The sequence below is a fragment of the Snodgrassella sp. W8132 genome (genome assembly GCF_016100865.1).
Taxonomy (GTDB): domain Bacteria; phylum Pseudomonadota; class Gammaproteobacteria; order Burkholderiales; family Neisseriaceae; genus Snodgrassella; species Snodgrassella alvi.
Map to the genome: position 1 here is coordinate 859,562 of NZ_JACFRQ010000001.1, position 24,967 is coordinate 884,528.

Here is a 24,967-nt window from a genome sequence, read left to right on the forward strand (position 1 = left end):
AGTATACGAATTGAAAGAAGATAGAATGAATTGGGAAACAGTAATCGGTCTGGAAATCCACGTTCAGTTAAACACGCGTTCCAAAATTTTTAGTGGATCATCTACTGCATTTGGCGCAGCACCCAATGCTCAGGCCAATGTTGTGGATTGCGCGCTGCCTGGTGCCTTACCAGTAATGAATCGTGATGTAGTAAACAAGGCCATTAAACTTGGATTGGCTTTAGGTGCGAATATTAACCGGAAAAATGTTTTTGACCGGAAAAACTACTTTTATCCGGACTTACCTAAAGGTTATCAGATTAGTCAGCTTGATTTGCCGATAGTTGAGCACGGAAAACTTGAAATCGTGGTTGGCAATGAAGTTAAAACCATTAATGTTACCAGAGCTCATATGGAAGAAGATGCCGGTAAATCCATCCATGATGAATTTGAACACTATACCGGAATAGATTTAAACCGGGCTGGTACTCCGTTACTGGAAGTCGTGTCAGAACCGGAAATGCGCTCAGCAGCAGATGCTGTTGCTTATGCTAAAACAATGCATAGCCTGGTAACCTGGTTAGGCATATGTGACGGTAATATGGCAGAAGGTTCTTTCCGTATTGATGCCAATGTTTCAGTACGTCCGAAAGGACAGACTGAATTTGGCACCCGTTGTGAAATTAAAAATCTGAACTCATTCCGCTTTCTGGAACAAGCCATTAATTATGAAGTGGAACGACAAATTGAATTAATTGAAGACGGCGGTAAAGTCATTCAGCAAACACGTTTGTTTGATCCGAACAAGGGTGAAACTCGCGCCATGCGCAGTAAAGAAGATGCTCATGATTACCGTTATTTTCCTGACCCTGATTTATTACCAGTGATCATTACCGATGCCATGCTTGATGCAGCTAAGGCAGGCATGCCTGAACTACCTAAAGAGATGGCCGACCGTTTTATCGATCAATATGGTATTTCTGATTATGATGCACGATTATTAACTAGCAATCATATACAGGCAAACTGGTTTGAACAGGCCGCAAAACTTCATGGTCACGGCAAACTGGTTGCTAACTGGATGCTTGGAGAACTTGCAGCTGCTCTGAATAAGGCCGGAATAGATATTTCTGAAAGCCCGATTAGTGCAGAACGTCTTGCCGGTTTAACAAATAGAATTGCGGATAATACCTTAAGCAATAAACTGGCTAAACAGGTATTTGAAACCATGTGGAACAGTGATCTTACTGCTGATGCCATTATCGAACGTGATGGTTTGAAACAGATGACGGATACAGGTGCCCTTGAAAAAATTATTGATGAAGTACTCGTCAATAATCAAAAATCTGTAGAAGAATTCAAATCCGGCAAGGAAAAAGCTTTTAATGCTCTAGTAGGGCAGGTAATGAAGGCTTCTCGAGGTAAAGCCAACCCTCAGCAAGTTCAGTCTTTACTTCATAGCAAACTGGCATAAGCAAGATAAGGTTCAAATATGAAAAAATGGCTGCTATTGACTACTCTGTTCGTATTAACAGGCTGCGGATTCCATCTGAAAGGAACTTCTGGATTCGATACGCCCATGCCATATCATAGCTGGAAGATTGAAGGCGGTAATATGCAGCGGGCTCTGGAGGGTGTACTACGGCGTCAGCCTGATGTTATCGTAGATAATGAATATCCGGATGTAGTGGTAAAAGTCATTTCAGCAACACAAAATTCAGCTACTTCAGCCGTAGATTTATCCGGTGGAACCAGCGAATACCTGCTCACACTGAATGTGAATGTACAAGCCTATCGTAACAATCAGCCTTTAGGGGATCCGATTCAGGTTATCGTACACCGTTATATGAATTATTCTGATCACGAGGTACTGGCAAAAGAAGACGAACAACGTATGATTTGGCATGATATGCGCACAGATGCTGCTGAACAGATTGTACGCCGCCTGGCTTTTCTGCCTGTAATCAGTAAGGAATGAGTAATTTATCAGTCCAGCCTCTGTCTGCAGCATATCTGATTCACGGTGAAGAAGAATTATTGCGAATAGAGGCTCTAGACACTATCCGTTCAGCTGCACGCATTCAGCAATATAATGAACGCGAAGTTATCACCATAGAAACCGGTTTCGACTGGACATCACTTCTGTCCTCAGTCCATTCCGTTGGATTATTTGCTGATAAAAAATTACTGGAAATTCATATTCCCTCTGGTAAACCCAGCAAAGAAGGAACTGCAGTATTACAACAATTGGCTGAACAATTGCCGGAAAGTACCTGCCTGCTTTTAATACTTCCTAAACTGGAACGATTACAAACACAGAGTAAATGGTTTTCAAGCTGGGCAAAAAATGCTCAGATATTTGAGGCAAAAGCAATTAATCAAAATGCATTACCCCAGTGGATAAAAAATCGGCTGGCGGCTCAGAATCTGAATATCGATAATGATGCACTTGCCCTGTTTGCAGAGAAAGTGGAAGGCAATCTTTTAGCCGCAAAGCAGGAAATCGATAAACTGGCTCTAATTAATCCGGCCGGACATACTGTCACTCTGGAGGAAGCACAGACAGCAGTAGCCAACGTAGCACGTTTTGATATCTTTCAATTGTCAGCAGCATGGATGAGCGGAAACTCAGAGCGCGTATTACGTTTACTGGAAGGTCTTGCATCGGAGGGAAATGAACCGGTACTATTATTATGGGTTATCAGTGAGGATATTCGTACTCTCATACGCTTACTTGCAGCATTAAAGCAAGGCAAATCAATCAGTGAAATGCGTCAGAGTCTGCGTTTATGGGGTGAAAAACAGACTTTAGCACCACAGGCTGCCAGACGTATCGGCATCAGACGTCTTCTTGAAGCTTTACAGATATGTGCGTATATCGACCGACAAATTAAAGGTGCAGAAGAAGGTAATGCATGGGCAGAAATCAAACACCTTTTTCTGTCTATGACCATCTGAACATTATTCTGGTAACTCACCGTTAAACTATTGATCCAATAATGATGAAAACAGTTGAAAAAAGCGTTTTAGTACTACACAGTGCTGAACACATATTTGACCTGGTCAACACAGTTGAAGATTATCCTAAATTTTTACCCTGGTGTAATCGTACGGATATTCTGAAACGGGATGAACAATCTCTGGAAGCAGTATTGTACATGGATTATATGAAAATACGTCAGTCATTTGCTACCAGAAATATCAATCAAAGACCAAATAAAATCCAGATGAGTTTACTTAATGGTCCTTTTCGTAAACTGGAAGGTATCTGGCAATTTACTCCTATCGATGATCTGGGCTGTAAAATCGATTTTCGTCTGGAATATGAATTCTCCAATGCAGTACTTTCAGCACTAATAGGTCCGGTCTTTAACATTATCGCTACAACATTGGTTGATGCTTTTATTAAGGAAGCAGACAGACGCTATGATGACTGAAATTGTTGTTGAAGCAGTATATGCCACCACTGATTATCAGCATCTCTGGCAGGGAAAAGTTCCGGCAGGAACCAGTGCACGTCAGGCATTATTACAGTCAGATTTACCAGAAAAATTTCCACAAACTGATTTCTATGTAGCACCCATTGGTATATTCGGTAAAAAAGTTAATGATGATTATATATTATCCAATTGGGATCGAATTGAAGTTTACCGACCGTTACTGATTGATCCGAAAGAAAACCGGCGACGGCGTGCAAAGCAAAAAGAATCGTTTTCTAGTTAACTTTTAAACAGTTTGTAATTCCCGAGGAATATACATGTCTCATATCAGGCTAATAGTTGGCTTGGGCAATCCGGGCACAGAATATGAACATACACGGCATAATATAGGTTTTGATTTTGTTGATGAACTTGCCAGGTTATGGAAAATCAGCTTAAAAGAAGAAAAAAAATTTTTTGGACAAGTAGCAAAAGTTAACTTACCCGAAAACGAAATCTGGCTGCTTAAGCCTTCCACATACATGAACAAATCAGGCACATCCGTGCAATCTATAGCCAAATTCTTCAAAATATCACCTGAGGAAATACTGGTAATTCATGATGAGTTGGATATTCCCTGCGGCCAGATCAGGTTTAAAAAAGGGGGAGGAAGTGGTGGTCATAACGGACTAAAAGATATACAGGCCTGGCTGGGCACCGCAGATTTTTACCGGCTACGACTAGGTATTGGTCATCCGGGTGATCGTAATCTTGTTGTTCATTATGTATTGCATAAACCATTGGCTGAAGAAAAAGTTTTGATAGACGAAGCTTTGCATAAATCTCTGAATGCTATACCTCTGCTGCTAAAAGGAGAATTCGGCAGGGCGCAGCAACAATTACACAGCAAGTAAAATTTGAAAGATCGTGTTATGAAATATCGTGACTTGCGGGAATTCATTGCTGTTCTTGAGCAGCAGCAATTATTAAAGCGAATTCAAACATCAGTTTCCCCTCATCTGGAAATAACAGAAATTGCTGACCGGGTATTACAAAAGCAGGGACCGGCATTATTATTTGAAAATACTATAAATCAGACAGGAACAACATACCAGTTTCCTGTTCTGGCTAATCTTTTTGGTACTCCAGAACGTGTTGCCATGGGAATGGGGGCAGATGATACCAGTCAATTACGTGAAATAGGTAAAACACTGGCTTACCTGAAAGAGCCGGATCCTCCTAAAGGATTCAAAGATGCTTTTTCTAAATTACCTTTACTCAAAGATTTATGGAGCATGGCTCCGCATATCGTCAAAAAAGCACCTTGTCAAGAAATTATTCTAGAAGGTGATAAAGTAGATTTAACACAATTGCCAATTCAAAAATGCTGGCCGGAAGATGCAGCTCCGCTAATTACCTGGGGCTTAACAGTTACACGCGGCCCAGAAAAAAAACGCCAGAATCTAGGCATTTACCGACAGCAACTACTGAAAAAAAACAAACTAATTATGCGCTGGCTTGCTCATCGTGGCGGTGCTCTGGATTTTCAGGCTTTTAAACAAAAATATCCAAACAAACCTTACCCTGTATCAGTCATACTGGGTTGTGATCCTGCTACCATCCTCGGAGCAGTCACCCCGGTACCAGACAGTCTCAGTGAATATCAGTTTGCCGGCTTATTAAGAGGATCGCGTACTGAGCTAGTTAAATGCATCGGGAATGATTTGCATGTTCCGGCCCGGGCAGAAATCATTCTTGAGGGAGTTATTTACCCGGATGAGACAGCACTGGAAGGTCCTTACGGAGACCATACCGGTTATTATAATGAACAGGATAACTTCCCGGTGTTTACCGTAGAACGCATTACTATGCGCGAAAATGCCATTTATCACAGTACTTATACTGGTAAGCCGCCCGATGAACCGGCAATTCTGGGGGTTGCTCTGAATGAAGTGTTTATCCCGTTATTACAAAAACAATTTCCGGAAATTATTGATTTCTATCTGCCTCCGGAAGGTTGTTCATATCGCATGGCCGTTGTCAGCATAAAGAAACAATATGCAGGTCATGCCAAAAGAATAATGATGGGGTGCTGGAGCTACCTGCGTCAGTTTATGTATACAAAATATATTATTATAGTAGATAATGACATTAATATAAGAGACTGGAAAGAAGTAATCTGGGCAATTACCACACGTATGGATCCGGTGCGGGATACAACACTAATCGATCATACACCGATTGATTATCTGGATTTTGCTAGCCCGATTAGCGGACTTGGCGGGAAAATGGGTCTGGATGCAACCAATAAATGGCCCGGAGAAACAAACCGTGAATGGGGTAAAGTAATACACAAGAATCCGGCAACCATAGCTAAAGTTGATGCCATATGGCAAGATTTAGGTTTATAACAATTTTCAGTCACTATAAATTTACAAGTTTAAGTTTAACAGCATATACGGCATAAACATGGGAAGTAAATATATAAATCGTATCTGTACATGGTGCCTGAAACTGGGTCTTGTCTCTATTCTGGCGGCCTGCCAAAACTTGCCTTCTCAACAGGGGCGTAGTATTGAAACACATATTACTGCCGACACTCCGTCCTCTCTTGCCTATGCTAATGCTTCACTTGTATCCGAACATAAAGGTTTATCCGGTCTTTATCCGCTTGATGACGGACATGAAGCATTCGCCGCGCGGATAGCTCTGGTTCGCGCCGCAGAACACAGTCTGGATGTGCAGTACTATATCTGGCGTAACGATACGTCTGGTCAGCTACTTTTTCATGAATTAGTTTTAGCTGCACAGCGTGGTGTACACGTTCGCTTACTGCTTGATGACAATAATACTGTCGGCCTTGATAATATATTAAAAGCAGTTAATCAAGAACCCAACATAGAAATCAGATTATTTAACCCTTTTATGCACCGGCACTGGCGCGCTTTAAGCTACATGACAGATTTTGCCCGCCTGAACCGGCGTATGCATAATAAATCTATCACGGCTGATAATCAGGCCACTATTCTGGGCGGACGGAATATTGGTGATGAATATTTTGATATGGGTAAAGGCACACTTTTTGTAGATTTAGATATTCTCGCCATAGGCCCTATTGTTAATCAGGTTTCAAACAATTTTGACCGCTACTGGAACAGTGCTTCGTCATATCCTTTAAACGGTATAGTTCATCCCCGCCATATTAAATTACAGGCAAGCATGCCTATATTCAAACATCGCAGTTTCAATCATCTACGTGCCAATAGTTATGATAATGCCTATAATCGTGACAATTTTGCCAACCGGTTATTAGACGGATCACTGGATTATCAATGGGCACACCTGATACTGGTAAGTGATAATCCTGATAAAGCTCTGCCTAAAAACAAGCGAAAAGTAAATGCCACCCAGTCTGACAATAATCTTTTAATTGAGCCGGATACAGAACAACCACCGGTAATTAAATACCAGAAAGCCAGTCTGACTCTGAACGCACTTGCCGCATCTGTTGTTGAACCTCAAAAAGATTTACTGGTTATCACTCCGTATTTTGTACCCACACAAACAGGTCTTGAGTATCTGCAAAAATTACGAGAAGAGGGTGTGAAGATACGTATTCTCACAAACTCCTTAGCAGCAACCGATGTGGCAGCAGTACATTCTGGTTATTCTCACTATAGAACACCTCTGTTAAAAGAAGGTGTAGAAATTTATGAACTCAAAAATCAGGGCTTTTTAAAAGGACCACGTGACCGTGCTTTTACAGGTAATTCCGAATCAAGCTTGCATGCTAAAACTTTTACCATCGATGGACAACAGCTATATATCGGTTCATTAAACTTTGATCCACGTTCGGCACGACTCAATACAGAAATGGGTGTCGTAATACAGTCTCCGGAAATGGCACAATTTATGAATCAAGCGATTAATGAAGCATTGCCATATGTTACTTATCAGGTAAAACTAACACCACAAGGCAAGCTGGAATGGACAGAAACCAACGACAAAAATCAAACAAAGGTTTATCATCATGAACCGGATACTACTTTTTGGCAGCGTGTCTGGGTAAAAATGCTCTCCTTACTCCCACTGGAAAGTTTACTTTAACCAGTTTTAGCCATCTCTCATTTGTTCACAACTTGATATTTCTTTTAAAAGGTATTGCCAATGCTTTTGTTTATAGATAATTACGATAGTTTTACCTTTAACATAGTGCAATACCTTGGCGAACTGGGCGAAAACGTAATTGTTAAGCATAATGATGAAATTACACTGCAAGATATTAGCAGACTGGCTCCGGATAAAATTGTCATCGGTCCGGGTCCATGCACACCCAGAGAAGCTGGTATTTCTGTTGATACCATTAAACATTTTGCACACACAATACCGATACTGGGTATTTGTCTGGGACATCAGAGTATAGCTTATGCTTTTGGCGGAAATATAGTACGTGCCAAAAAAATTATGCATGGTAAAATTTCACCCGTCTACCATTACAATAACTCCCTCTTCAATAACCTGCCTAATCCGGTGAATTGTACCCGATACCATAGTCTGGTTATAGAAAAGGAAACTTTACCCGATTGTCTCGAAATAACTGCTTGGACTGATGACAACGAAATTATGGGTATCAGACATAAAACTCTGCCTGTCGAAGGTGTTCAGTTTCATCCTGAAGGGTTGCTTACCGAAAATGGTTATGCAATGTTGCACAATTTTCTGCAACAGCATAACTAATAAAGTAAAATTTTTAAAAATAGTTATATTTTAGAAAGAATTATCATGATAACGCCGCAACAGGCACTTAATCGTTTACTGGACAACAATGAATTATTCTATGATGAAATGACAGATTTAATGCGCCAGATAATGAACGGAGAAGTGGCGCCTGAAGTCATAGCTGCTATTTTAATCGGATTACGTATTAAAGTAGAAAGCGTATCGGAAATCGCGGCTGCGGCAACCGTTATGCGCGAATTCTCAACTAAGGTACCTGTACAGCAGCGTGAACATCTAGTCGATATCGTTGGGACGGGTGGAGACAACGCACATACATTCAACATATCTACAACCAGCATGTTTGTAGTTGCAGCAGCAGGAGCAAAAGTAGCCAAACATGGAGGACGTTCCGTATCTTCTTCAAGTGGCTCTGCTGACATCATTGAAGCCATGGGTGCTGCACTGGAATTAGCTCCTGAACAAGTAGGAGAGTGTATCGATCAGCTTGGTGTCGGATTTATGTATGCGCCAAATCATCATAACAGCATGCGTTATGTAGCTCCCGTACGTCGGGCATTAGGCGTACGTACAGTCTTTAATATACTAGGACCATTAACCAATCCGGCAACAGCATCCAAGCAGGTTTTAGGGGTATTCCATATTGATCTGGTCGGGATTTTATCTCGTGTGCTGAAACAGCTTGGCAGCAAACATGTTTTAGTTGTTCATGGAAGTGACGGACTGGATGAAATTACACTTACCGGCACAACCCGCATAGCTGAATTAAAAAATGGCACTATCATGGAATACGATATCCATCCGGCTCAGTTTGACATGCCGGTAATTGAAGACTTAAAACCTTTAAAAGTGGCCAATAGTGAAGAATCGCTGCATATCATGAATAGCGTATTAAACGGAGAAAAAGGACCTTGCCGTGATATAGTCGTGCTCAATGCAGCTGCTGCAATCTATGCGGCAGACATAACTTCTTCATTAGAAGAGGGTGTTGATTTAGCCATTACCGCCATAGATTCTGGTAAGGCAAAAGCGAAACAAACAGAATTTATCCAAAAAACACAACAATTGGCTAACCTGTCAAATAGCTAACATTAAATAAACCCAGCTTATAAGCTAAATAAAATTTGTATGCATTCATTTTAGCAATGAATCGTTTACAATAATGGCTATAATCTGTCACTAAACACACTATATTATTATGCTAGACATTCAATTACTCCGTCAGGATATCAACAGTATTGCGGAAAAATTACAGACTCGTGGTTTTAATCTGGATACCGAAACTTTCACCCGACTGGAACAACAGCGTAAACAATTACAAATACGCACAGAAGAGTTGCAATCTAAACGCAATAATCTTTCCAAGCAGATTGGTGCACTAAAAGGTCAGGGCAAACATGATGAAGCTAACCAGACAATGGTTGAAGTTGCCCAAATCAAGACCGAACTGGAAAAGGTTGATCAGGACTACCAAACCATACAAAATCAAATTAATAATTTGATCCTGACAATTCCGAATCTACCGCATAGTGACGTTCCTGTGGGCAAAGATGAGAATGACAACATCGAAATCCGCCGATTCGGTACGCCAAGACAATTTAATTTTGAAATTAAGGATCATGTTGATTTAGGTGAACCGTTAGGCTTAGATTTCAAAACCGGCTCAGAGCTATCCGGAGCAAGATTCTCATTAATGCGAGGTCCGATAGCTCGCCTGCATCGTGCACTGGCACAATTTATGCTTGATACCCATACTCAGCAGCATGGTTATACAGAACATTACACCCCTTATATTGTTAATCCTGAAATTCTGTTAGGTACCGGACAATTACCTAAGTTTGCTGAAGATATGTATAAAGTAAGCTGCGGAGGCGAAGAAAATACACAGGAGCAATATCTGATATCAACCGCAGAAATTACCCTGACTAATACCGTGCGTGAACGTATTCTGAGCAAAGATGAATTACCTAAAAAACTCACAGCACACTCACCATGTTTCCGTTCTGAGGCCGGTTCCTACGGTAAAGATACACGCGGACTGATTCGGCAGCATCAGTTTGACAAAGTAGAAATGGTGCAGATTCAGCGACCGGAAAATTCTTATGCTGCTCTGGAAGAAATGGTTGGTCACGCCGAAAAAATTCTTCAGCTTTTGGAATTACCATATCGGGTAATTGTTCTCTGTACAGGTGATATGGGATTTAGCGCCGCTAAAACCTATGATCTGGAGGTATGGGTACCTGCACAAAACACTTATCGGGAAATTTCCAGCTGCTCAAACTGCGAAGATTTCCAGGCACGGCGTATGCAAGCAAGATTTAAAGATAATGACGGCAAAAATCAGCTGGTACATACATTAAATGGTTCAGGCCTGGCAGTTGGCAGAGCTTTGGTAGCATTACTGGAAAATCATCAGAATGAGGATGGAAGCATTAATATTCCAGAGGCTTTACAGCCTTATCTCGGTGGATTGAGCGTATTACGCGCATAAATATCAACGATTTATTGAATCTTAATTTATCAAAATTTTACTAAGGGCAATATTTATACACCACCGTATTAAATATTGCCCTTCAGTGTAAAGACGCGTATAATCAGCAATCCTATTGGGTCGTTAGCTCAGTTGGTAGAGCAGTGGACTCTTAATCCATTTGTCCAGGGTTCGATCCCCTGACGACCCACCACAAACTAACCCATTATATTCAATAGGTTACAGGACTGTTTAAGTGTTAATGAATAGTCCATTGAATTTCTGTTTTTGCCATTTTTTTGACATGCAATTTGCATGAGGCTGTCAATCTTAGCTGCGTGTGCGTGTAAATGATCATTGTCCAGATGAGCGTACTTCTGCAACATTTCCAGTAATTGCAATCCTACCATTGCTTTTAGCTCATACATCGAGACTCTATTCTGCATCAGCTAGCTTGCCTATTTATGCCTTAAATCAAGGCTTTTGTGTTAATAAAGTTCTATTACAAAGTTTTGAATGCAAAAGCAGCTTCAATCTTTCCATAAATATGTATAGATTTCAGCTTTGCAGGTGAAATGATTTCTTGGGCATAATTTTTGTTATCACTTATTATTTTTAAATCACCGCAAATCGTTGCTTGTATACGCTTAACAAGCAGACTCTTCGGTGTAGCAATCAGATATACACCATCGCCACGATGACATTTAATTGCAATATTTACAAATAACAAATCCCCATTAGAAAAAGTTGGATACATAGAATCATCTGGAGCAGTAATTATAAAAGTATTTTTAAAATCATTACCTATGTTTTTCCTGACCCATTCTTCTGAAATTTCAACCAATCTTATTTCGTTTTCAGAGTCTGCGAATAAGTCAATCTTCTTGAATTGAATAAATCCGTTTCGTGCTTGATTCTCATAAATCATTTCATCTGATTTATAAGCATTTTTCATTTGTCCATTACCAGTTTCCAACCATACAGGGTCGACACCAAGTACCTGTGCAATTGTTGCAATATTTGTACTTTCTTTATTGCGTCCTGATTCAAGGGCTGCAATTGCCGACTGGGATCTGCCAATTCTGGTTGCTAATTCCTTTTGACTTATTCCTTTTTCTAACCGCGCTTTTTTTAAGCGTTCATTTAAGCCATTCATATTATTACCTTAAAATAAAGGCACTATTGTACTGATTAAATTAGTATTTAAATACCTTTAAATAGTTTGGTTATAATATTATTTTTGATAGAAATCATCGTAAAACTAAAACCCGGATACCAGAAACAAATAAAAATTTGCTATAAATAAATCTTTAATTTATGTTATAACCTTTATATATTAACAGTCTACATTAAAGGGTTAGGGTATGGATAAATCTTCTGTAACTGAAGAATTGGAAGCATTATTCGATTTGCTTGAAAAAGGAGCGATTACTAAAGAAGAGTATGAAGCTCAAAAAGCTTTACTCTTATCAAATCAAGAACAACAGCCTATAAATACAAATACATCCTTCCCAGAATCTGTAGAATCTCAGGATGAATCAATCCCAGTATTTATAGAACAGCCTGCTCAAATTCAAAATCAGCAATCTCACAGTAACAGTGTCAAGATTATTTTAATTATCATGATTGGAATAATTATACTTGTAGCAATGTTTTTTATTTTCTTCAGCAATAGAGCAAATACCCCCTCTGTTAATGACCGGAGTACTCTTTCAGCCAGTATGGCCAGTAGTGTTATCACAGTGAATGCCCAGCAACCCAGTGATACAACCTCGGAAGCAGACACAGATGAAACAGGTTTGAATCTTAATAAAAAAACGCCAGAAGAACTCAATAAACTATTGATTAAATTTCAGCAAGAGCGTGCTAATGCGGTAGCTAATTTACGCTCTGTATGGGCTGGTCTTGATCCTGATTTCAAAGCTACAGTACAGCAAGAACAGAAAGATTGGGATAGCACTGCATTAGCAGCTAACTGTTCTTTATCAGGTTACAGCACACCATTAGCACAACAGGTAGCTAATCAGTATTGCGAAACCATGATGCTAAATAGCCGGGCACAAAGTTTACTGGATGAACAGACATCCTCTCTGGCTGATATTAAACAGGAAAAAACTGCTCAAATGGATAAAATGGCAACTGACGCATTAAAAAGAGTGAATTTAACCTGGTCAACAATTCCGGAAGATATACAACAGAACCTGAATCAGACATTTGAACAGTGGTCTGATGAGGTAAATCAATATTGCCTTTCCAGACCAACAGCCCAGAATCTAACTGAAACTCAAATAAATTATGATAATTGTGTCATTAAAAAATCTGAAAGCAAAATCAAAGAGCTGAACGGCTATAAAATCTAGTTTTAATCCAAAAGGCAAACTTAATCATAGTTTGCCTTTTAGTAAAAACTTTCGAATACGAATAGCTATGAATTGTTTTTACCCGGTAAAAATTTAAATAAAATATGGGCAAACAAAAAACCATTGTTTACAATACGCCTACTTAAACTTTAAAGCAGGACATTTAATTATGGCAGATTTTAATCAGATTCTGGATGCTGGTAATGTAGACGGCGGTATTATTAATGTAGTAGTTGAAATTCCGGCCGGATCAAACCATAAAATAGAATGGGACAGAAAACTGGCTACCATGAAACTGGATCGCGTTGAACCTGTGATTTTTGCTAAACCAACCAACTATGGGTTCATACCGCAAACACTGGATGAAGATGGTGATGAACTGGATGCATTAATCATTACCGATCAGCCATTGACTACTGGTATTTATCTGGAAGCCAGAATTATTGGCGTTATGAAATTTGTTGATGATGGCGAAGTTGATGACAAAATTGTTGTTGTACCGGCCGACGATCGCAATAATGGTAATGCAATTCAAACACTGGCCGACTTACCAGCACAATTAATAAAACAAATTGAATTTCATTTTAACCATTATAAAGATTTAAAAAAGGCCGGTACAACTCAAGTAACACATTGGGGCGATATAGAAGAGGCAAAAAGTGTTATTCGTGAATCTCAGCAACGCTGGAAACAAAAATAATTTAAACATACAATTTATGTAACCATAATATATTAGAGTGCTGCGAAATTTGAAGTTTGGTATATTCAGATATCGCAGCAAAATTTTAAATACAATAACTTAATTTCTTTAAAGAAGATTACTAGTGGATAAATGCTACAAGTTAACAGACAATAAAATGTAAACAGATCGCAATAGGGCATGCGTCCAGTATTTGTATAGCAAAGGCTTATAAAGATGATAGAAATGCAAGGATAGATGCAGGAAGCAGTGCTCATTGCAAACAGAATGCTAAAACAAGTCAACGATATTAAGTTTAATATATTAGGGCAGTCAGGTTGTTATTGATATTTATTACTAGCTAAATATAATACTAAAATTTAACATAATATATATTATGCGAAATTAAATCTGTTTAAAGCTTCGTTCGATAATACTTGGCTAATTCAATCACAGTTTTAAATTACTGATGATATTTTTATCGTAAAATACATATTAATTGAGGCTTTATATCTAACATCTGTTTCTTGCTTCTAATAATGAATGTGTAAGTAAGAATTGATATTTCTGGAATAATTATGCAAAAAAAACTATTACTGGTAGATGGTTCATCTTATTTATATCGGGCATTTCATGCTCTTGCGCCATTAACCAGTCCAACAGGTATGCCAACAGGCGCTTTATATGGCGTACTAAATATGTTACGGCGTTTGCGCTTAGATACACCACATGATTATGCTTGTTGTATATTTGATGCTAAAGGCGAAAATTTTCGCCATCAGCTTTATCCTGAATATAAAGCTAATCGTCCGCCGATGCCAGAAGAACTTAGACCACAAGCTGAAGCGTTACCAGAATTAGTGAAATTAATGGGCTGGCCGGTCTTATCTGTCAAAGGTGTTGAGGCAGATGATGTAATTGGTACCTTAGCTCATTCTGCAGAACAAGCCGGTTATCAGGTTATTATTTCTACTGGTGATAAAGACATGGCTCAGCTGGTTAACAGCCAAATTACGCTTGTCAATACCATGAACAATGAAAAGCTTGATATAGAAGGTGTAATTAATAAATTTGGCGTAAAACCGCACCAGATAATAGACTATCTTAGTCTGATTGGTGATAAAGTTGATAATGTACCCGGTGTAGAAAAATGCGGTCCTAAAACAGCGGTTAAATGGCTGCAGGAATATGGTTCATTACAAAATATAATTGAACATACTAATGAAATTAAAGGTAAAGTTGGTGAAAATCTCAGAATTGCATCATCAAAATTGCCTCTGTCCTATCAATTAATTACTATTAAAACTGATGTAGATTTACGTCATGAGTTACCGCACGGAATTGAAGATTTACAGCGAAAAACTCCGAATTGGACAGAATTAATTTCACAATTCAAGCAACTTGGTTTCAAAAGCTGGTTAAAAGAAGCACAAAATCATTGTCACGAGAATACGAACGAAACTTCTCAGCCTGCTAATGATCTGTTTAGTGATTTTGAAACCGATGATAATAGTACTGATACTAAAATTATAGAAAATACAGCAGAAACTGAACAAATCAGAAATATACCCAAAAACTATTCAGCTATTACCACAATTGAACAATTAAATAAATTACAACAACAATTAGACAACGCTAAAGTTATTGCTCTGGATACAGAAACAGATAGCCTGGATGCGATGAATGCGCATCTTGTCGGTATCAGTATCGCTCTAGAGCCAGGAACAGCATTTTATATACCTGTCGGACACAGCCCGGCAGTAATTAGTGAGCATTTACCTATTGAAACTGTGCTTGCTACCCTGAAACCTTATCTGGAAGCAGATATACCCGAAAAAATTGGTCAAAATATTAAATATGATCAACATGTTCTGGCTAACTATAAGATTAATTTACAGGGAATTACCGGTGACTCAATGCTGGCTTCTTATATAATTGAAAGCCATTTAGGCCATGGTCTTGATGAATTGGCACTTCGTCATCTGAACTGGCAAACTATTCATTATGAAGATTTATGTGGCAAAGGAGCAAAACAAATCAGTTTTGCTGATGTCGCGCTTGAAGATGCCGTTAATTACGCAGCAGAAGATGCGGATGTTTGTTTTCGCCTTGAAATTTTACTAAGAAAACAGATGGATACAGCGCAACTTGAGTTATATCGTAATCTCGAAATCCCTGTAGAGAACATACTTTATAACATGGAGCGCACCGGAGTGCTAATAGATCGTCAGGAACTGGCTCAGCAAAGCCATGAGCTTGGTACTGAATTGGTTCGACTCGAAGAACAGGCATATCAACTGGCAGGACAGCCTTTTAATTTAAACTCACCCAAACAGCTTCAGTCTATTCTGTTTGAAAAAATGGGAATCCCTACTTCCGGCCTGAAAAAAACTTCATCCGGAGGTATTTCTACCAATGAAACCGTGCTGGAAAAGCTTGCAGCAGATTATCCCCTACCCAAGCTTATTTTACAAACACGTAGTCTGGCTAAATTAAAATCCACTTATACAGATAAATTACCGCAACTAATTAATCCGAATACCGGTCGTGTACATACTACCTATGCTCAGGCTGTCGCTATTACAGGTCGTCTGGCCAGTAATAATCCAAATTTACAGAATATTCCGGTACGTACTGAAGAAGGACGGCGTATTCGTAAAAGTTTTATCGCCCCACCCGACCAGTTTATTGTTTCTGCGGATTACTCTCAGATTGAGCTAAGGATTATGGCTCATCTTTCTAATGATTTTACCTTAATTGATGCCTTTCAGCATGATGAGGACATTCATAAGCGTACAGCAGCAGAAATTTTTGCGACAAATCAGGAACAAATAACCGCAGAACAACGTCGTTATGCTAAAACCATTAACTTTGGTTTAATCTATGGTATGAGTGAATATGGCCTGGCCAAATCATTAGGAATTGAATTGCAGGCTGCGCAACACTTTATATCACGTTACTTTAACCGATATCCGGGTGTACACGAATATATGGAAAAAACTAAAGAACAAGCATTACAGCATGGGTATGTAGAAACCTTATTCGGACGTCGTCTTTATCTGCCTGGTTTAAAAAGCACAAATGCTAACGAACGCGCTGGAGCATTCAGAGCTGCGATAAATGCTCCGATGCAAGGGACGGCATCTGATTTAATTAAACGAGCCATGATTGCTGTATATAAATGGCTTAATCAGGAAAAAATGCAAACCAAACTGATTATGCAGGTACATGATGAGCTAGTATTACAGGTACCTGAATATGAGTTGCCATCTGTACAAACACATTTGCCTCAATTAATGGCAAATGTGGCTAAATTAAAAGTTCCATTAATTGCTGATGTCGGATATGGGCATAATTGGGATGAGGCTCATTAATGGAATACTCTATTTGAAATACCAGGATTAATAATAAAAGGTAGTCTGAAATTTATCAGGCTACCTTTTTAAAAATTAACAATAAAAACTATATTTTTATGGCAGAATATATCAAAATATTAACATATTAATTAAATGCTAAATAACTAACTTATTTTATTTCAGCTAATTGTGCACGCATAGCAGAAATCTGCCTGGAATAATCGCTATGGCCAAAAATTGCAGAGCCTGCAACAAATGTGTCTGCTCCTGCTGCTGCTATCTGAGCAATATTATCAATTTTTATTCCGCCATCTACTTCTAATCGGATAGATCTTTTACTTTCACGAGTATATTCATCAATTACAGCCCTAACCTTACGTATTTTTTTTAATATGGAAGGAATAAAACTTTGCCCGCCAAAACCAGGATTAACCGACATCAGTAATATGATATCTACTTTATTTAATATTTCTTCCAATACGCTTATTGGCGTAGCCGGATTTAATACTACCCCTGCTTGACACCCGGCTGTTTTTATTAGATTTAAACTTCTATCTACATGCTTACTTGCTTCGGGATGAAAAGTAATAATATCCGCACCGGCTTTTGCAAAAGCATTAATCATCTCATCAACTGGTTCTACCATTAAATGTACATCGATGGGAACAGAAGCATATGGTTTTATTGCCTGACAAACCATAGGACCAAACGTAAGATTTGGCACATAATGATTATCCATAACATCAAAGTGAATCCAGTCTGCTCCACTGTTAATTACGGAAGCAATTTCATTGCCCAAACAGGCAAGATCTGCTGATAAAATACTAGGAGCAATATAAAAATCCGGTTTCGTTAACTTATTCATATTAAAATATTATCTATAATAAATTATATTATTTACGCAAGTTTACTACCATTATATGTGTTTGACTGCTATTGAAGTATACTCATAATAACTGAAAGAAATCAAAGGGAGAACAAAATGATATTTTCATACTGGCAAAAAATAGCCCGCTATTGTGCCGGTTTTGTTTTATTAACATTTACTTTTTCTACTTTTGCCTCGGGTCAGATTAATTGTGACTTACGCAAGCTTGAATTAACTCAAATGCAAAAAACAAGGCTTAGGCTTATCAGAATGCAGTACAAACGAAATCAGGACACTAATTTGCAGCATACCGCAAACAATAAACGTAAAAGTGAGCAATTAACACAGATTCTGATGAAACCAAAATTTGATGAAACTGAAGCAAAACGCTATGTGTTGAACTATTATATGCCTCGTATACAACAAGATATAGATGAATTAAAAGTACAATATGAGTTTTTGCAAGTTTTAAATCAGCAGCAAAGACAGAACTGGATTAATAATTGTTTACGTTAAAACTATCAATTTGTACTGAATAGAAAAACTATTTGAATTAAATATTATTTTAAATAAATCAATTATATGAATTCAGATTTAACTTAATAGTGTTTCATAAAATAAAGTATATTAATACGATATATAAATGCTTATTGCCTGCTACACAAAGAATTTTGAGATGGATCTGTAATACTTTTTACAGATTTTGTATTACAAATGTAAGTACTAGAGTCATTACTCATCCAAACTGATTTTTTTAAATGGACACCATTTTTGGGTTCTGCATATAAACGAAATTTTGTGCAATCATCAGTTGTACTACATGTACCTCCAATTTCATATTTTTTGTCTACATTACCATTTTTGGTCAGTTGATTCTTAATTGATAAATCGAGATCATTTTTTAGTAAATTTCTATTAAATAGTTTTAGTTTTGTTTGTGCTATATCCTGATTGATATTGGCTAGTGTAGTAGTAGCATCTGTTAAATCTGCTTTCTCAATATAGCTACTATAAACCGGTATAGCTAAGGCAGTCAAAATCCCCATAATTGCAACTACCACCATTAGCTCAATCAAAGAGAAACCATTTTGATATTTTTTCATGCATTTTTCCAGATGTAAATCTTTATATTAATAATCATATAAAGCGGCTTGAATAGTTTCTTCAATAATACTTGAAGTTGAAGCATTTTGTCCCCAGCCTTTTGCAGTAATTCGGAATATATAATACCCTACTCCCGCTTTAGTATCAGGCCCTAAATATTCAATTACATAACGGTACTCGGCCTTCTCATCTTGCTTATCTGGATATTTGAATGATGGATCACTATCTTTTATATCTGTAAATACTCCAGACCGTTTCCAAACTTCCTTTAAATCAGTACAGGGTTCAACTTTAGCTATTTTGCTGTTTACTTTTGCCGGATCTATTCCTTTTGCTGCACATAATCCTGCTTTACAATCACAGTTAAATTGCTGTGCTGTCTTTAAACCAGGCCACTCACTAATTTTCTTTTCAGCATCAGCCAAACCAAGCTGTGCGTTTTGAAATGCAAGCTGATGATCGCTATCATTAGCACTGGTTCGCGTATCCATCGATGTACTTTGCATAGTTACTACTACAAGAAAAGCAATAACTATCATCATAATCAGCACTAAAAATAATGCAAAACCAGACTGACTGGATTGTAAGGTTTTATTTTTAATTTTCATGTCTGCAACGATTTCCAGAGTAATTGGTCTATAAAATTAAATTTTGCTACTTACACAAACTTCACCTTGTCGTACAGAGGCATTAATTTCATAATTGATAGTTGTATTATCATTTGTTCCATTAGGTCTTACTGTCAGGGTTACTCCAATTAAAACAGGTGGCTTTTCATACTTGAAATTAAGATCAGTTGTACGTGTTACATTGGCTTTCAAAGGCGGAGGGGGTTTGCTGCTGGCAGCACTGGCAGCACTGGGGCAATCATTTGCAGTATGATTATCATAATCAAAATGATAATTTACAGCAGTGACATTTCTTACTATCAGTTGTGGGGAGCTAAATGTTTTATTAGAATAATTTACTCGATAAAATCCCGGATCTGGATCCAAATTTGTAGTTCCAACTACATAAACCGCAGCACTTATGTCTTCATCATCTATATTAGTTTGACATTTCGAAGACAAAATACTATTGACTAATTTATCACTTACATAAGTTAACACTAAAGGCTTACTGCCTGTTACCGGTTTTACAGCAATACTAGAAGATGCGGTTGGTAACTCAGTTGATAAAAACTGTTTATTTTTCACACTAAAAGCATTTTCGAATATAGAGTTTAATTGGGATGTCGAAGGGGGATTCATACAACTAAAATCAGCCAACTGCCGCATATCGCTACGAATTACATTTGCTGCATTTCGCACATCTTGTTCATAGCTGATACGTGTTTTAACCTGTTCTTTTAATTTATACGTTGTTAAAAATGTAGAGCTGGCAGCCATTAAAACAATTATGCTGATTGCAGATGCCACCATCAGTTCGACCAGACTGAATCCTTGCTGCCGGCGTGGAATTTGTTTTAAATTAGTGATTTTAACTATTTTCATTATTGGATCAATCTGTGTATTTTTGTCTGTTGTGTTCATCACTGTCCTGCTGTCAGGGAATACGAAAATAGATTTTTATCTTTTAAATTATTATCATCATTGTTATCATCATTCTTATTAAGAATCTGCCCCCACCAGGTTACAGTAATCTGACCATCTTTAATTACACAGCTTTTTACTTTAGCATTTGTTAAATTGATATTAAGACGAGCTGAACAATTTTTATTGTTAAAATCTGAAAAATCCTTTTTTAAAGTATATATCTTATTTTTTTGTTTATCTTCTGTTACTTCTAAAGAAATTTTTGGTTGAGAATTCATCAGTTCAATGTAATTTTGTACCGCTCTGGTTACCTCTCCCTGATTCGCTGCATTTACTGATGTATGAACTGCAGTGATCTGAGCCAGCATTAATGCAAGTACACCAAATGATAAAACAAACATGGCCACAATAGCCTCAATGATTGTAGATCCATTCTGACGCTGAAATCTATTTGGTGAATATAATATCCTGACTGAAATATACCGGTACATATACTTATCCATATAATTCCTTGATATACTCTAATTTAGGCTTGCACTACAAAGTGTAGAAGCAGAAACAGAACCATTTTTAGAATTACCATAACATGATACAGGTCTGCCGCTAGGTAATATAACAATGCGACGTTTAATATCTTCATAATCGGCATCAAATATTTCTATAGCTACATTGGAAGTCCCTATTGTCCATTTAGTAGAATCAGTACTATAACCTAGACCGAATTGCCCATTCGGCATAAATGCCAGCATGCTTGGATCTGTAATTTTATCTGTACAATTATTTGTATTATTTTTACATACTCCCCAGTTAAGTTTTACTTTGATTCTATCCGTGTTCTGATTTATCGCAACAGTTCGCACAGGTGTATCAGTGCTTGTAAATGTTCCATCTAAATCGTTATCATTAAATGCAAGAAAGCCTTCCCATCCCTTCCCACCGGAATATTCTTTAAATATTTTGCAAATATTATTTGTACCTGTACCTTTTTTGATTACAGTAGGACAAATTAATACAGGTTTATTGGTACGAATAGCTTCAGCTCTTGCAAATTGAAACATTGCAAGCATCTGATCTGCACGGTTATTTGTCCTGTGTGATGCAACCAATCTGTTCATAGCCGGTAATGCTATTGCAGCCAATATGGCAGTAATAGCAATGACAATTAACAGTTCAATTAAAGTAAAACCAGCATTTGTTGGTTTAGGTGAAGCCATTTTCTAACCTTAATTCTAATAAGCCGGACACAAGTTAAATATACACTTATTTTAAATTAATTTTACATCAAAACATATGATTTAGACTACTAATATAATAAATAAGTGACTTTTATTCATCAAAATAACCATCAGGCATGGCTGCATTATCAAATTTAGTAAACTGCCCCTGAAAGGTCAGATGAACTTTTCCGGTTGGACCATTACGGTGTTTACCAATAATACATTCTGCCAATCCTTTAAACTGACTGTCTGGATGATAGTATTCATCACGATACATAAACATAATAAGATCAGCATCCTGTTCGATAGCTCCGGATTCACGTAAATCTGACATCATAGGTCGTTTATCGGTACGTTGCTCCACCGTACGGGATAGTTGTGACAAAGCAATTATAGGAACCTGAAGTTCTTTAGCCAATGATTTTAAAGATCGTGAAATCTCACCCAGCTCTGAAGCCCGATTATCTGAGCGGCCAGAACCAGACATTAATTGCAGATAATCCAGTACAATTAATCCCAGTTTACCGCCTTGCTGACGTGCCAGTCTGCGAGCGCGGGCACGAACTTCCAATGCTGTTAATCCGGGAGTTTCATCAATAAACATTGGGGCTTCTGTGAGCTTGACTACTGCATCATTGAGTTTACCCCAATGCTCATCCTGCAATTGTCCGGTTTTCAGAACACTTTGATCGACACGGCCTACTGAACCAAGCATTCGCAATACCAGTTGAGCACCACCCATTTCCATTGAAAAAACAGCTACCGGTAATTTTTCTGCAATAGCGACATGCTCTGCAATATTTAGTGAAAAAGCCGTTTTACCCATAGACGGGCGGCCTGCAACAATAATCAGATCTCCCTGTTGCAGACCTGATGTCTTTTTATCAAGATCAATAAAACCGGTTGAAACACCAGTTACATCGTTTTTGTTATCACGCGAGTACAAGTAGTCAATTCGTGCCACAACTTCTTTTAGCAGTACCGGCATTGTCAGGAAACCCTGTTTTGATCGTGCAGTTGATTCAGCAATCTGAAAAACGCTGTTTTCAGCTTCATCCAGCATTTGTGCTGCATCTTTTCCCTGAGGACTATAAGCCGAACGGGCAATTTGCGTTCCTACTTGAGCCAGCTGGCGCATTATGGAACGTTCACGAACGATTTCTCCATAACGCCGTATATTTGCTGCTGAAGGGGTGTTTTGTGCCAGTGTTATTAAATATTCCAGACCACCGGCCGTTTCAAGCTCTTCTCTCTTTTGCAGCTCTTCCTGTACTGTTATCACATCCGCCGGACGTGAGAGCTCTACTAATGCTTTAATTGCTCTGAATATAAGGCGATGCTCATGACGATAGAAGTCGTCTTCATCAATTAAATCTGCAATTCTGTCCCATGCACTGTTTTCGAGCATCAGCCCGCCTAAAACCGACTGTTCTGCTTCCATTGAATGCGGCGGCATAGCTAACTGATTTGTTTCTTCTGCACTGATATCGTTTTCTTCCATGTCTTCTGACTTTTTTAACAACTTTTTTAATTTTACCATTAAGTGACTGCTTATTTGCGGGTAATAAGGGCTGTGTATTACAATATTAACGAACCATATAATGGTTTAAAGTGAGTTAAATGTTCTATATATTTGCAAATATATCTTATATAACTCTACATCGAGCTCACTGCAAAAAACGCAATACTCACTCTATCAGAAGGAATCGCAATCATGGAACATAAATTACCAGTACTACCATACTCCCTTGATGCTCTGGCACCACATATTTCAAAAGAAACAATGGAATATCATTATGGCAAACATCATCAGACCTATATCACCAATATGAATAACCAAATTAAGGGAACAGAGTTTGAGAATATGCCTTTGGAAGAAATTGTCAAAAAATCTTCGGGCGGGTTATTTAATAATGCAGCTCAAACCTGGAATCATACATTTTACTGGTTTGGCTTTACACCTAAAGGTGCGGCATTAACTGAAAATGGTGCTCTGGCAAACGCTATCAATGCGAAATGGGGTAATTTTAATGCATTCAAAGAAGCATTCGATAAAGTTGCTGCTGGTACTTTCGGTTCAGGCTGGGCCTGGCTGGTAAAAACACCAGACGGTAATCTTGATCTGGTTTCTACAAGTAATGCAGCCACACCACTGACCACTGACAACACTCCTTTACTGACATGCGATGTCTGGGAACATGCATATTATATTGACTATCGCAACAGCCGTCCGAATTACTTAAGTAATTTCTGGGAAATCGTTAACTGGAATGAAGTAGAAAAACGCTTTGCAGCATAAGCTATAATTCACGGCACATAATTAAAACTGCCTTTTGTTTAAAGGCAGTTTTTTTATAACTGTACATCTGTTTCAGTTATTTTCTTTCGGCACATACCAGTAATTTTTAGTATTGTGTGTTTGCATATACTGTTTGAATTCAGCTGAGCTATAAGCTGATTTCACAGCCTGTGCCCATGCTTTTGGTGCATTATCGGCTCTTACCGCTACAACTAACTCAAATGAAGGAATAATATCTTCCTGTAACAGGGCGAGATCAGGGTTAATTTTGGCTGCGTATGCCCTGCTTCCCGGTATAACTGAATAATCAAAATCTGATAAAGTACGCGGAATATTACCCGGATCCAGCTCTGTGATATTCAATTCATAAGGATTTGTCTTGATATCATTTTTAGAGATCATTCCCGGATTGGTTGAAGGCTTAAGGGTAATCCAGCCAGCTTTTGCCAGCAGACGATAGGCTCGTGCAGCATTTGCCGGATCGTTTGGTACTGCAATAGCACTTCCCTTTTTCATTGCCTGCAAGTTTGTATGACGTTTAGAATAAATTGCTGTCGGTACAGTAGGAATATGAGTTAAAGCAATCAGATTGGCTTTTTTATTCTGATTAAATGCATCCATATAGGCAGTATGCTGATCAACATTTACATCAATATTACCTTGTTGTAAAGCGATATCAGCTTGCATTAAATCAGAAAAATCAATTTGTTTAATTTGATATCCCTGTTTTTCCAGAATAGGTTTTACTGCATCAAGAAAAAGCTGGCTATAGGGGCCGGGTGAAGTGCCGACAATAATCTGTTTATTACTGGTTTTATCCTGCTGACAGGCTCCCAGTACCAGACAGGCAGTAATTAAAATAATAATTTGCTTAAAAAACTTCATGCTATTGGCTCCGATGATAGTCAATTTCATATTTTTAATTCACATAACAGCAAGTACGT

25 protein-coding genes and 1 tRNA gene are annotated in these 24,967 nt (G+C 38.2%); 17 read left to right on the forward strand and 9 right to left on the reverse strand.

Annotated features, from left to right (window positions below; translation table 11 throughout):
* The first annotated feature begins 10 nt into the window (after positions 1 to 10).
* The 12 genes from gatB (at position 11) to H3U82_RS03880 (ending at position 10,819) form a co-directional block, all read left to right on the forward strand.
* Complete coding sequence (gene gatB / locus H3U82_RS03825) at positions 11 to 1,453, forward strand: Asp-tRNA(Asn)/Glu-tRNA(Gln) amidotransferase subunit GatB (RefSeq protein ID WP_255518448.1); 1,443 nt, start codon at positions 11 to 13, stop codon at positions 1,451 to 1,453.
* Positions 1,454 to 1,471: 18 nt separating this feature from the next.
* Positions 1,472 to 1,957, forward strand: coding sequence for an LPS assembly lipoprotein LptE (lptE, locus tag H3U82_RS03830; RefSeq protein WP_198209296.1), 486 nt, complete (start codon positions 1,472 to 1,474; stop codon positions 1,955 to 1,957).
* Positions 1,954 to 2,937, forward strand: a complete 984-nt coding sequence (holA, locus tag H3U82_RS03835) for a DNA polymerase III subunit delta (protein WP_198209298.1) — start codon at positions 1,954 to 1,956, stop codon at positions 2,935 to 2,937. The genes lptE and holA overlap by 4 nt, the downstream gene beginning before the upstream one ends.
* A 44-nt stretch (positions 2,938 to 2,981) precedes the next feature.
* On the forward strand, positions 2,982 to 3,416 hold the full coding sequence (locus H3U82_RS03840; RefSeq protein ID WP_025330693.1) for a type II toxin-antitoxin system RatA family toxin: 435 nt from the start codon (positions 2,982 to 2,984) through the stop codon (positions 3,414 to 3,416).
* Entirely contained in the window at positions 3,406 to 3,702 is a 297-nt protein-coding gene (locus tag H3U82_RS03845) for an RnfH family protein (protein ID WP_232335892.1), read from the forward strand. The genes H3U82_RS03840 and H3U82_RS03845 overlap by 11 nt, the downstream gene beginning before the upstream one ends.
* Positions 3,703 to 3,736: 34 nt before the next feature.
* A complete protein-coding gene (gene pth, locus H3U82_RS03850) occupies positions 3,737 to 4,312 on the forward strand; it encodes an aminoacyl-tRNA hydrolase (RefSeq protein WP_174833389.1) in 576 nt (191 codons plus the stop codon).
* An 18-nt stretch (positions 4,313 to 4,330) separates the two neighbouring features.
* Positions 4,331 to 5,809, forward strand: coding sequence for a 4-hydroxy-3-polyprenylbenzoate decarboxylase (gene ubiD, locus H3U82_RS03855; RefSeq protein ID WP_174833388.1), 1,479 nt, complete (start codon positions 4,331 to 4,333; stop codon positions 5,807 to 5,809).
* Between the two features lie 58 nt (positions 5,810 to 5,867).
* Positions 5,868 to 7,505, forward strand: a complete 1,638-nt coding sequence (locus tag H3U82_RS03860) for a phospholipase D family protein (RefSeq protein ID WP_198209301.1) — start codon at positions 5,868 to 5,870, stop codon at positions 7,503 to 7,505.
* Positions 7,506 to 7,565: 60 nt separating this feature from the next.
* Positions 7,566 to 8,135, forward strand: coding sequence for an aminodeoxychorismate/anthranilate synthase component II (locus H3U82_RS03865; protein ID WP_198209303.1), 570 nt, complete (start codon positions 7,566 to 7,568; stop codon positions 8,133 to 8,135).
* A gap of 45 nt (positions 8,136 to 8,180) precedes the next feature.
* Positions 8,181 to 9,224, forward strand: a complete 1,044-nt coding sequence (gene trpD, locus H3U82_RS03870) for an anthranilate phosphoribosyltransferase (RefSeq protein WP_198209305.1) — start codon at positions 8,181 to 8,183, stop codon at positions 9,222 to 9,224.
* A 109-nt stretch (positions 9,225 to 9,333) separates the two neighbouring features.
* Positions 9,334 to 10,626, forward strand: a complete 1,293-nt coding sequence (serS, locus tag H3U82_RS03875) for a serine--tRNA ligase (RefSeq protein ID WP_198209307.1) — start codon at positions 9,334 to 9,336, stop codon at positions 10,624 to 10,626.
* Between the two features lie 117 nt (positions 10,627 to 10,743).
* Positions 10,744 to 10,819 (forward strand) — tRNA-Lys (locus tag H3U82_RS03880).
* Positions 10,820 to 11,107: 288 nt separating this feature from the next.
* Here H3U82_RS03880 and H3U82_RS03885 read toward each other — a convergent pair.
* The gene (locus H3U82_RS03885) at positions 11,108 to 11,761 is read right to left on the reverse strand and encodes a LexA family transcriptional regulator (protein ID WP_198209309.1); all 654 of its coding nucleotides are present in this window, start codon (positions 11,759 to 11,761) and stop codon (positions 11,108 to 11,110) included.
* Positions 11,762 to 11,969: 208 nt separating this feature from the next.
* On the opposite strand from H3U82_RS03885, the gene H3U82_RS03890 reads away from it, so the two are divergent.
* The 3 genes from H3U82_RS03890 (at position 11,970) to polA (ending at position 17,018) form a co-directional block, all read left to right on the forward strand.
* The gene (locus tag H3U82_RS03890; protein WP_198209311.1) at positions 11,970 to 12,965 is read left to right on the forward strand and encodes an SHOCT domain-containing protein; all 996 of its coding nucleotides are present in this window, start codon (positions 11,970 to 11,972) and stop codon (positions 12,963 to 12,965) included.
* Positions 12,966 to 13,134: 169 nt separating this feature from the next.
* The gene (locus H3U82_RS03895; protein WP_084587364.1) at positions 13,135 to 13,665 is read left to right on the forward strand and encodes an inorganic diphosphatase; all 531 of its coding nucleotides are present in this window, start codon (positions 13,135 to 13,137) and stop codon (positions 13,663 to 13,665) included.
* A gap of 557 nt (positions 13,666 to 14,222) precedes the next feature.
* Positions 14,223 to 17,018: a DNA polymerase I gene (gene polA, locus H3U82_RS03900; protein ID WP_198209313.1), complete on the forward strand. Its 2,796-nt coding sequence runs from the start codon at positions 14,223 to 14,225 to the stop codon at positions 17,016 to 17,018.
* Positions 17,019 to 17,169: 151 nt separating this feature from the next.
* On the opposite strand, the gene rpe is transcribed toward polA, so the two are convergent.
* Positions 17,170 to 17,865 carry a ribulose-phosphate 3-epimerase gene (gene rpe, locus H3U82_RS03905; protein ID WP_078475573.1) on the reverse strand — a complete coding sequence of 232 codons (696 nt, stop codon included), beginning with the start codon at positions 17,863 to 17,865 and terminating at the stop codon, positions 17,170 to 17,172.
* 117 nt (positions 17,866 to 17,982) lie between these two features.
* Between rpe and H3U82_RS03910 the strand changes: the two genes are divergently transcribed.
* Positions 17,983 to 18,384 carry a Spy/CpxP family protein refolding chaperone gene (locus H3U82_RS03910; protein WP_037393265.1) on the forward strand — a complete coding sequence of 134 codons (402 nt, stop codon included), beginning with the start codon at positions 17,983 to 17,985 and terminating at the stop codon, positions 18,382 to 18,384.
* A 131-nt stretch (positions 18,385 to 18,515) separates the two neighbouring features.
* On the opposite strand, the gene H3U82_RS03915 is transcribed toward H3U82_RS03910, so the two are convergent.
* The 6 genes from H3U82_RS03915 to dnaB form a co-directional block, all read right to left on the reverse strand.
* A complete protein-coding gene (locus H3U82_RS03915; RefSeq protein ID WP_078475572.1) occupies positions 18,516 to 18,971 on the reverse strand; it encodes a type IV pilin protein in 456 nt (151 codons plus the stop codon).
* Positions 18,972 to 18,998: 27 nt separating this feature from the next.
* Positions 18,999 to 19,580, reverse strand: a complete 582-nt coding sequence (locus tag H3U82_RS03920) for a PilX N-terminal domain-containing pilus assembly protein (protein WP_078475571.1) — start codon at positions 19,578 to 19,580, stop codon at positions 18,999 to 19,001.
* Positions 19,581 to 19,616: 36 nt separating this feature from the next.
* Entirely contained in the window at positions 19,617 to 20,504 is an 888-nt protein-coding gene (locus H3U82_RS03925) for a PilW family protein (protein ID WP_198209321.1), read from the reverse strand.
* On the reverse strand, positions 20,504 to 21,010 hold the full coding sequence (locus tag H3U82_RS03930; protein ID WP_078475569.1) for a hypothetical protein: 507 nt from the start codon (positions 21,008 to 21,010) through the stop codon (positions 20,504 to 20,506). Before H3U82_RS03930 ends, H3U82_RS03925 begins: the two co-directional genes overlap by 1 nt.
* An 18-nt stretch (positions 21,011 to 21,028) precedes the next feature.
* The gene (locus tag H3U82_RS10835) at positions 21,029 to 21,721 is read right to left on the reverse strand and encodes a GspH/FimT family pseudopilin (protein WP_304944957.1); all 693 of its coding nucleotides are present in this window, start codon (positions 21,719 to 21,721) and stop codon (positions 21,029 to 21,031) included.
* 112 nt (positions 21,722 to 21,833) lie between these two features.
* A complete protein-coding gene (gene dnaB, locus H3U82_RS03940; protein WP_078475642.1) occupies positions 21,834 to 23,225 on the reverse strand; it encodes a replicative DNA helicase in 1,392 nt (463 codons plus the stop codon).
* Between the two features lie 213 nt (positions 23,226 to 23,438).
* Here dnaB and H3U82_RS03945 point away from each other — a divergent pair, with 213 nt between their 5' ends.
* Complete coding sequence (locus tag H3U82_RS03945; protein ID WP_078475568.1) at positions 23,439 to 24,023, forward strand: superoxide dismutase; 585 nt, start codon at positions 23,439 to 23,441, stop codon at positions 24,021 to 24,023.
* Positions 24,024 to 24,095: 72 nt separating this feature from the next.
* Here H3U82_RS03945 and H3U82_RS03950 read toward each other — a convergent pair whose 3' ends face one another.
* The gene (locus H3U82_RS03950; protein WP_096765798.1) at positions 24,096 to 24,908 is read right to left on the reverse strand and encodes a MetQ/NlpA family ABC transporter substrate-binding protein; all 813 of its coding nucleotides are present in this window, start codon (positions 24,906 to 24,908) and stop codon (positions 24,096 to 24,098) included.
* Positions 24,909 to 24,967: the final 59 nt, after the last annotated feature.

What these genes read in the sequence shown, in the direction of transcription:
- lptE (WP_198209296.1), top strand. Translation starts at nt 1,472, where the DNA reads ATGAAAAAATGGCTGCTATTGACTACTCTGTTCGTATTAACAGGCTGC.
- holA (WP_198209298.1), top strand. Translation starts at nt 1,954, where the DNA reads ATGAGTAATTTATCAGTCCAGCCTCTGTCTGCAGCATATCTGATTCAC.
- H3U82_RS03840 (WP_025330693.1), top strand. Translation starts at nt 2,982, where the DNA reads ATGAAAACAGTTGAAAAAAGCGTTTTAGTACTACACAGTGCTGAACAC.
- H3U82_RS03845 (WP_232335892.1), top strand. Translation starts at nt 3,406, where the DNA reads ATGATGACTGAAATTGTTGTTGAAGCAGTATATGCCACCACTGATTAT.
- pth (WP_174833389.1), top strand. Translation starts at nt 3,737, where the DNA reads ATGTCTCATATCAGGCTAATAGTTGGCTTGGGCAATCCGGGCACAGAA.
- ubiD (WP_174833388.1), top strand. Translation starts at nt 4,331, where the DNA reads ATGAAATATCGTGACTTGCGGGAATTCATTGCTGTTCTTGAGCAGCAG.
- H3U82_RS03860 (WP_198209301.1), top strand. Translation starts at nt 5,868, where the DNA reads ATGGGAAGTAAATATATAAATCGTATCTGTACATGGTGCCTGAAACTG.
- H3U82_RS03865 (WP_198209303.1), top strand. Translation starts at nt 7,566, where the DNA reads ATGCTTTTGTTTATAGATAATTACGATAGTTTTACCTTTAACATAGTG.
- trpD (WP_198209305.1), top strand. Translation starts at nt 8,181, where the DNA reads ATGATAACGCCGCAACAGGCACTTAATCGTTTACTGGACAACAATGAA.
- serS (WP_198209307.1), top strand. Translation starts at nt 9,334, where the DNA reads ATGCTAGACATTCAATTACTCCGTCAGGATATCAACAGTATTGCGGAA.
- H3U82_RS03885 (WP_198209309.1), bottom strand. Translation starts at nt 11,761, where the DNA reads ATGAATGGCTTAAATGAACGCTTAAAAAAAGCGCGGTTAGAAAAAGGA.
- H3U82_RS03890 (WP_198209311.1), top strand. Translation starts at nt 11,970, where the DNA reads ATGGATAAATCTTCTGTAACTGAAGAATTGGAAGCATTATTCGATTTG.
- H3U82_RS03895 (WP_084587364.1), top strand. Translation starts at nt 13,135, where the DNA reads ATGGCAGATTTTAATCAGATTCTGGATGCTGGTAATGTAGACGGCGGT.
- polA (WP_198209313.1), top strand. Translation starts at nt 14,223, where the DNA reads ATGCAAAAAAAACTATTACTGGTAGATGGTTCATCTTATTTATATCGG.
- rpe (WP_078475573.1), bottom strand. Translation starts at nt 17,865, where the DNA reads ATGAATAAGTTAACGAAACCGGATTTTTATATTGCTCCTAGTATTTTA.
- H3U82_RS03910 (WP_037393265.1), top strand. Translation starts at nt 17,983, where the DNA reads ATGATATTTTCATACTGGCAAAAAATAGCCCGCTATTGTGCCGGTTTT.
- H3U82_RS03915 (WP_078475572.1), bottom strand. Translation starts at nt 18,971, where the DNA reads ATGAAAAAATATCAAAATGGTTTCTCTTTGATTGAGCTAATGGTGGTA.
- H3U82_RS03920 (WP_078475571.1), bottom strand. Translation starts at nt 19,580, where the DNA reads ATGAAAATTAAAAATAAAACCTTACAATCCAGTCAGTCTGGTTTTGCA.
- H3U82_RS03925 (WP_198209321.1), bottom strand. Translation starts at nt 20,504, where the DNA reads ATGAACACAACAGACAAAAATACACAGATTGATCCAATAATGAAAATA.
- H3U82_RS03930 (WP_078475569.1), bottom strand. Translation starts at nt 21,010, where the DNA reads ATGGATAAGTATATGTACCGGTATATTTCAGTCAGGATATTATATTCA.
- H3U82_RS10835 (WP_304944957.1), bottom strand. Translation starts at nt 21,721, where the DNA reads ATGGCTTCACCTAAACCAACAAATGCTGGTTTTACTTTAATTGAACTG.
- dnaB (WP_078475642.1), bottom strand. Translation starts at nt 23,225, where the DNA reads ATGGAAGAAAACGATATCAGTGCAGAAGAAACAAATCAGTTAGCTATG.
- H3U82_RS03945 (WP_078475568.1), top strand. Translation starts at nt 23,439, where the DNA reads ATGGAACATAAATTACCAGTACTACCATACTCCCTTGATGCTCTGGCA.
- H3U82_RS03950 (WP_096765798.1), bottom strand. Translation starts at nt 24,908, where the DNA reads ATGAAGTTTTTTAAGCAAATTATTATTTTAATTACTGCCTGTCTGGTA.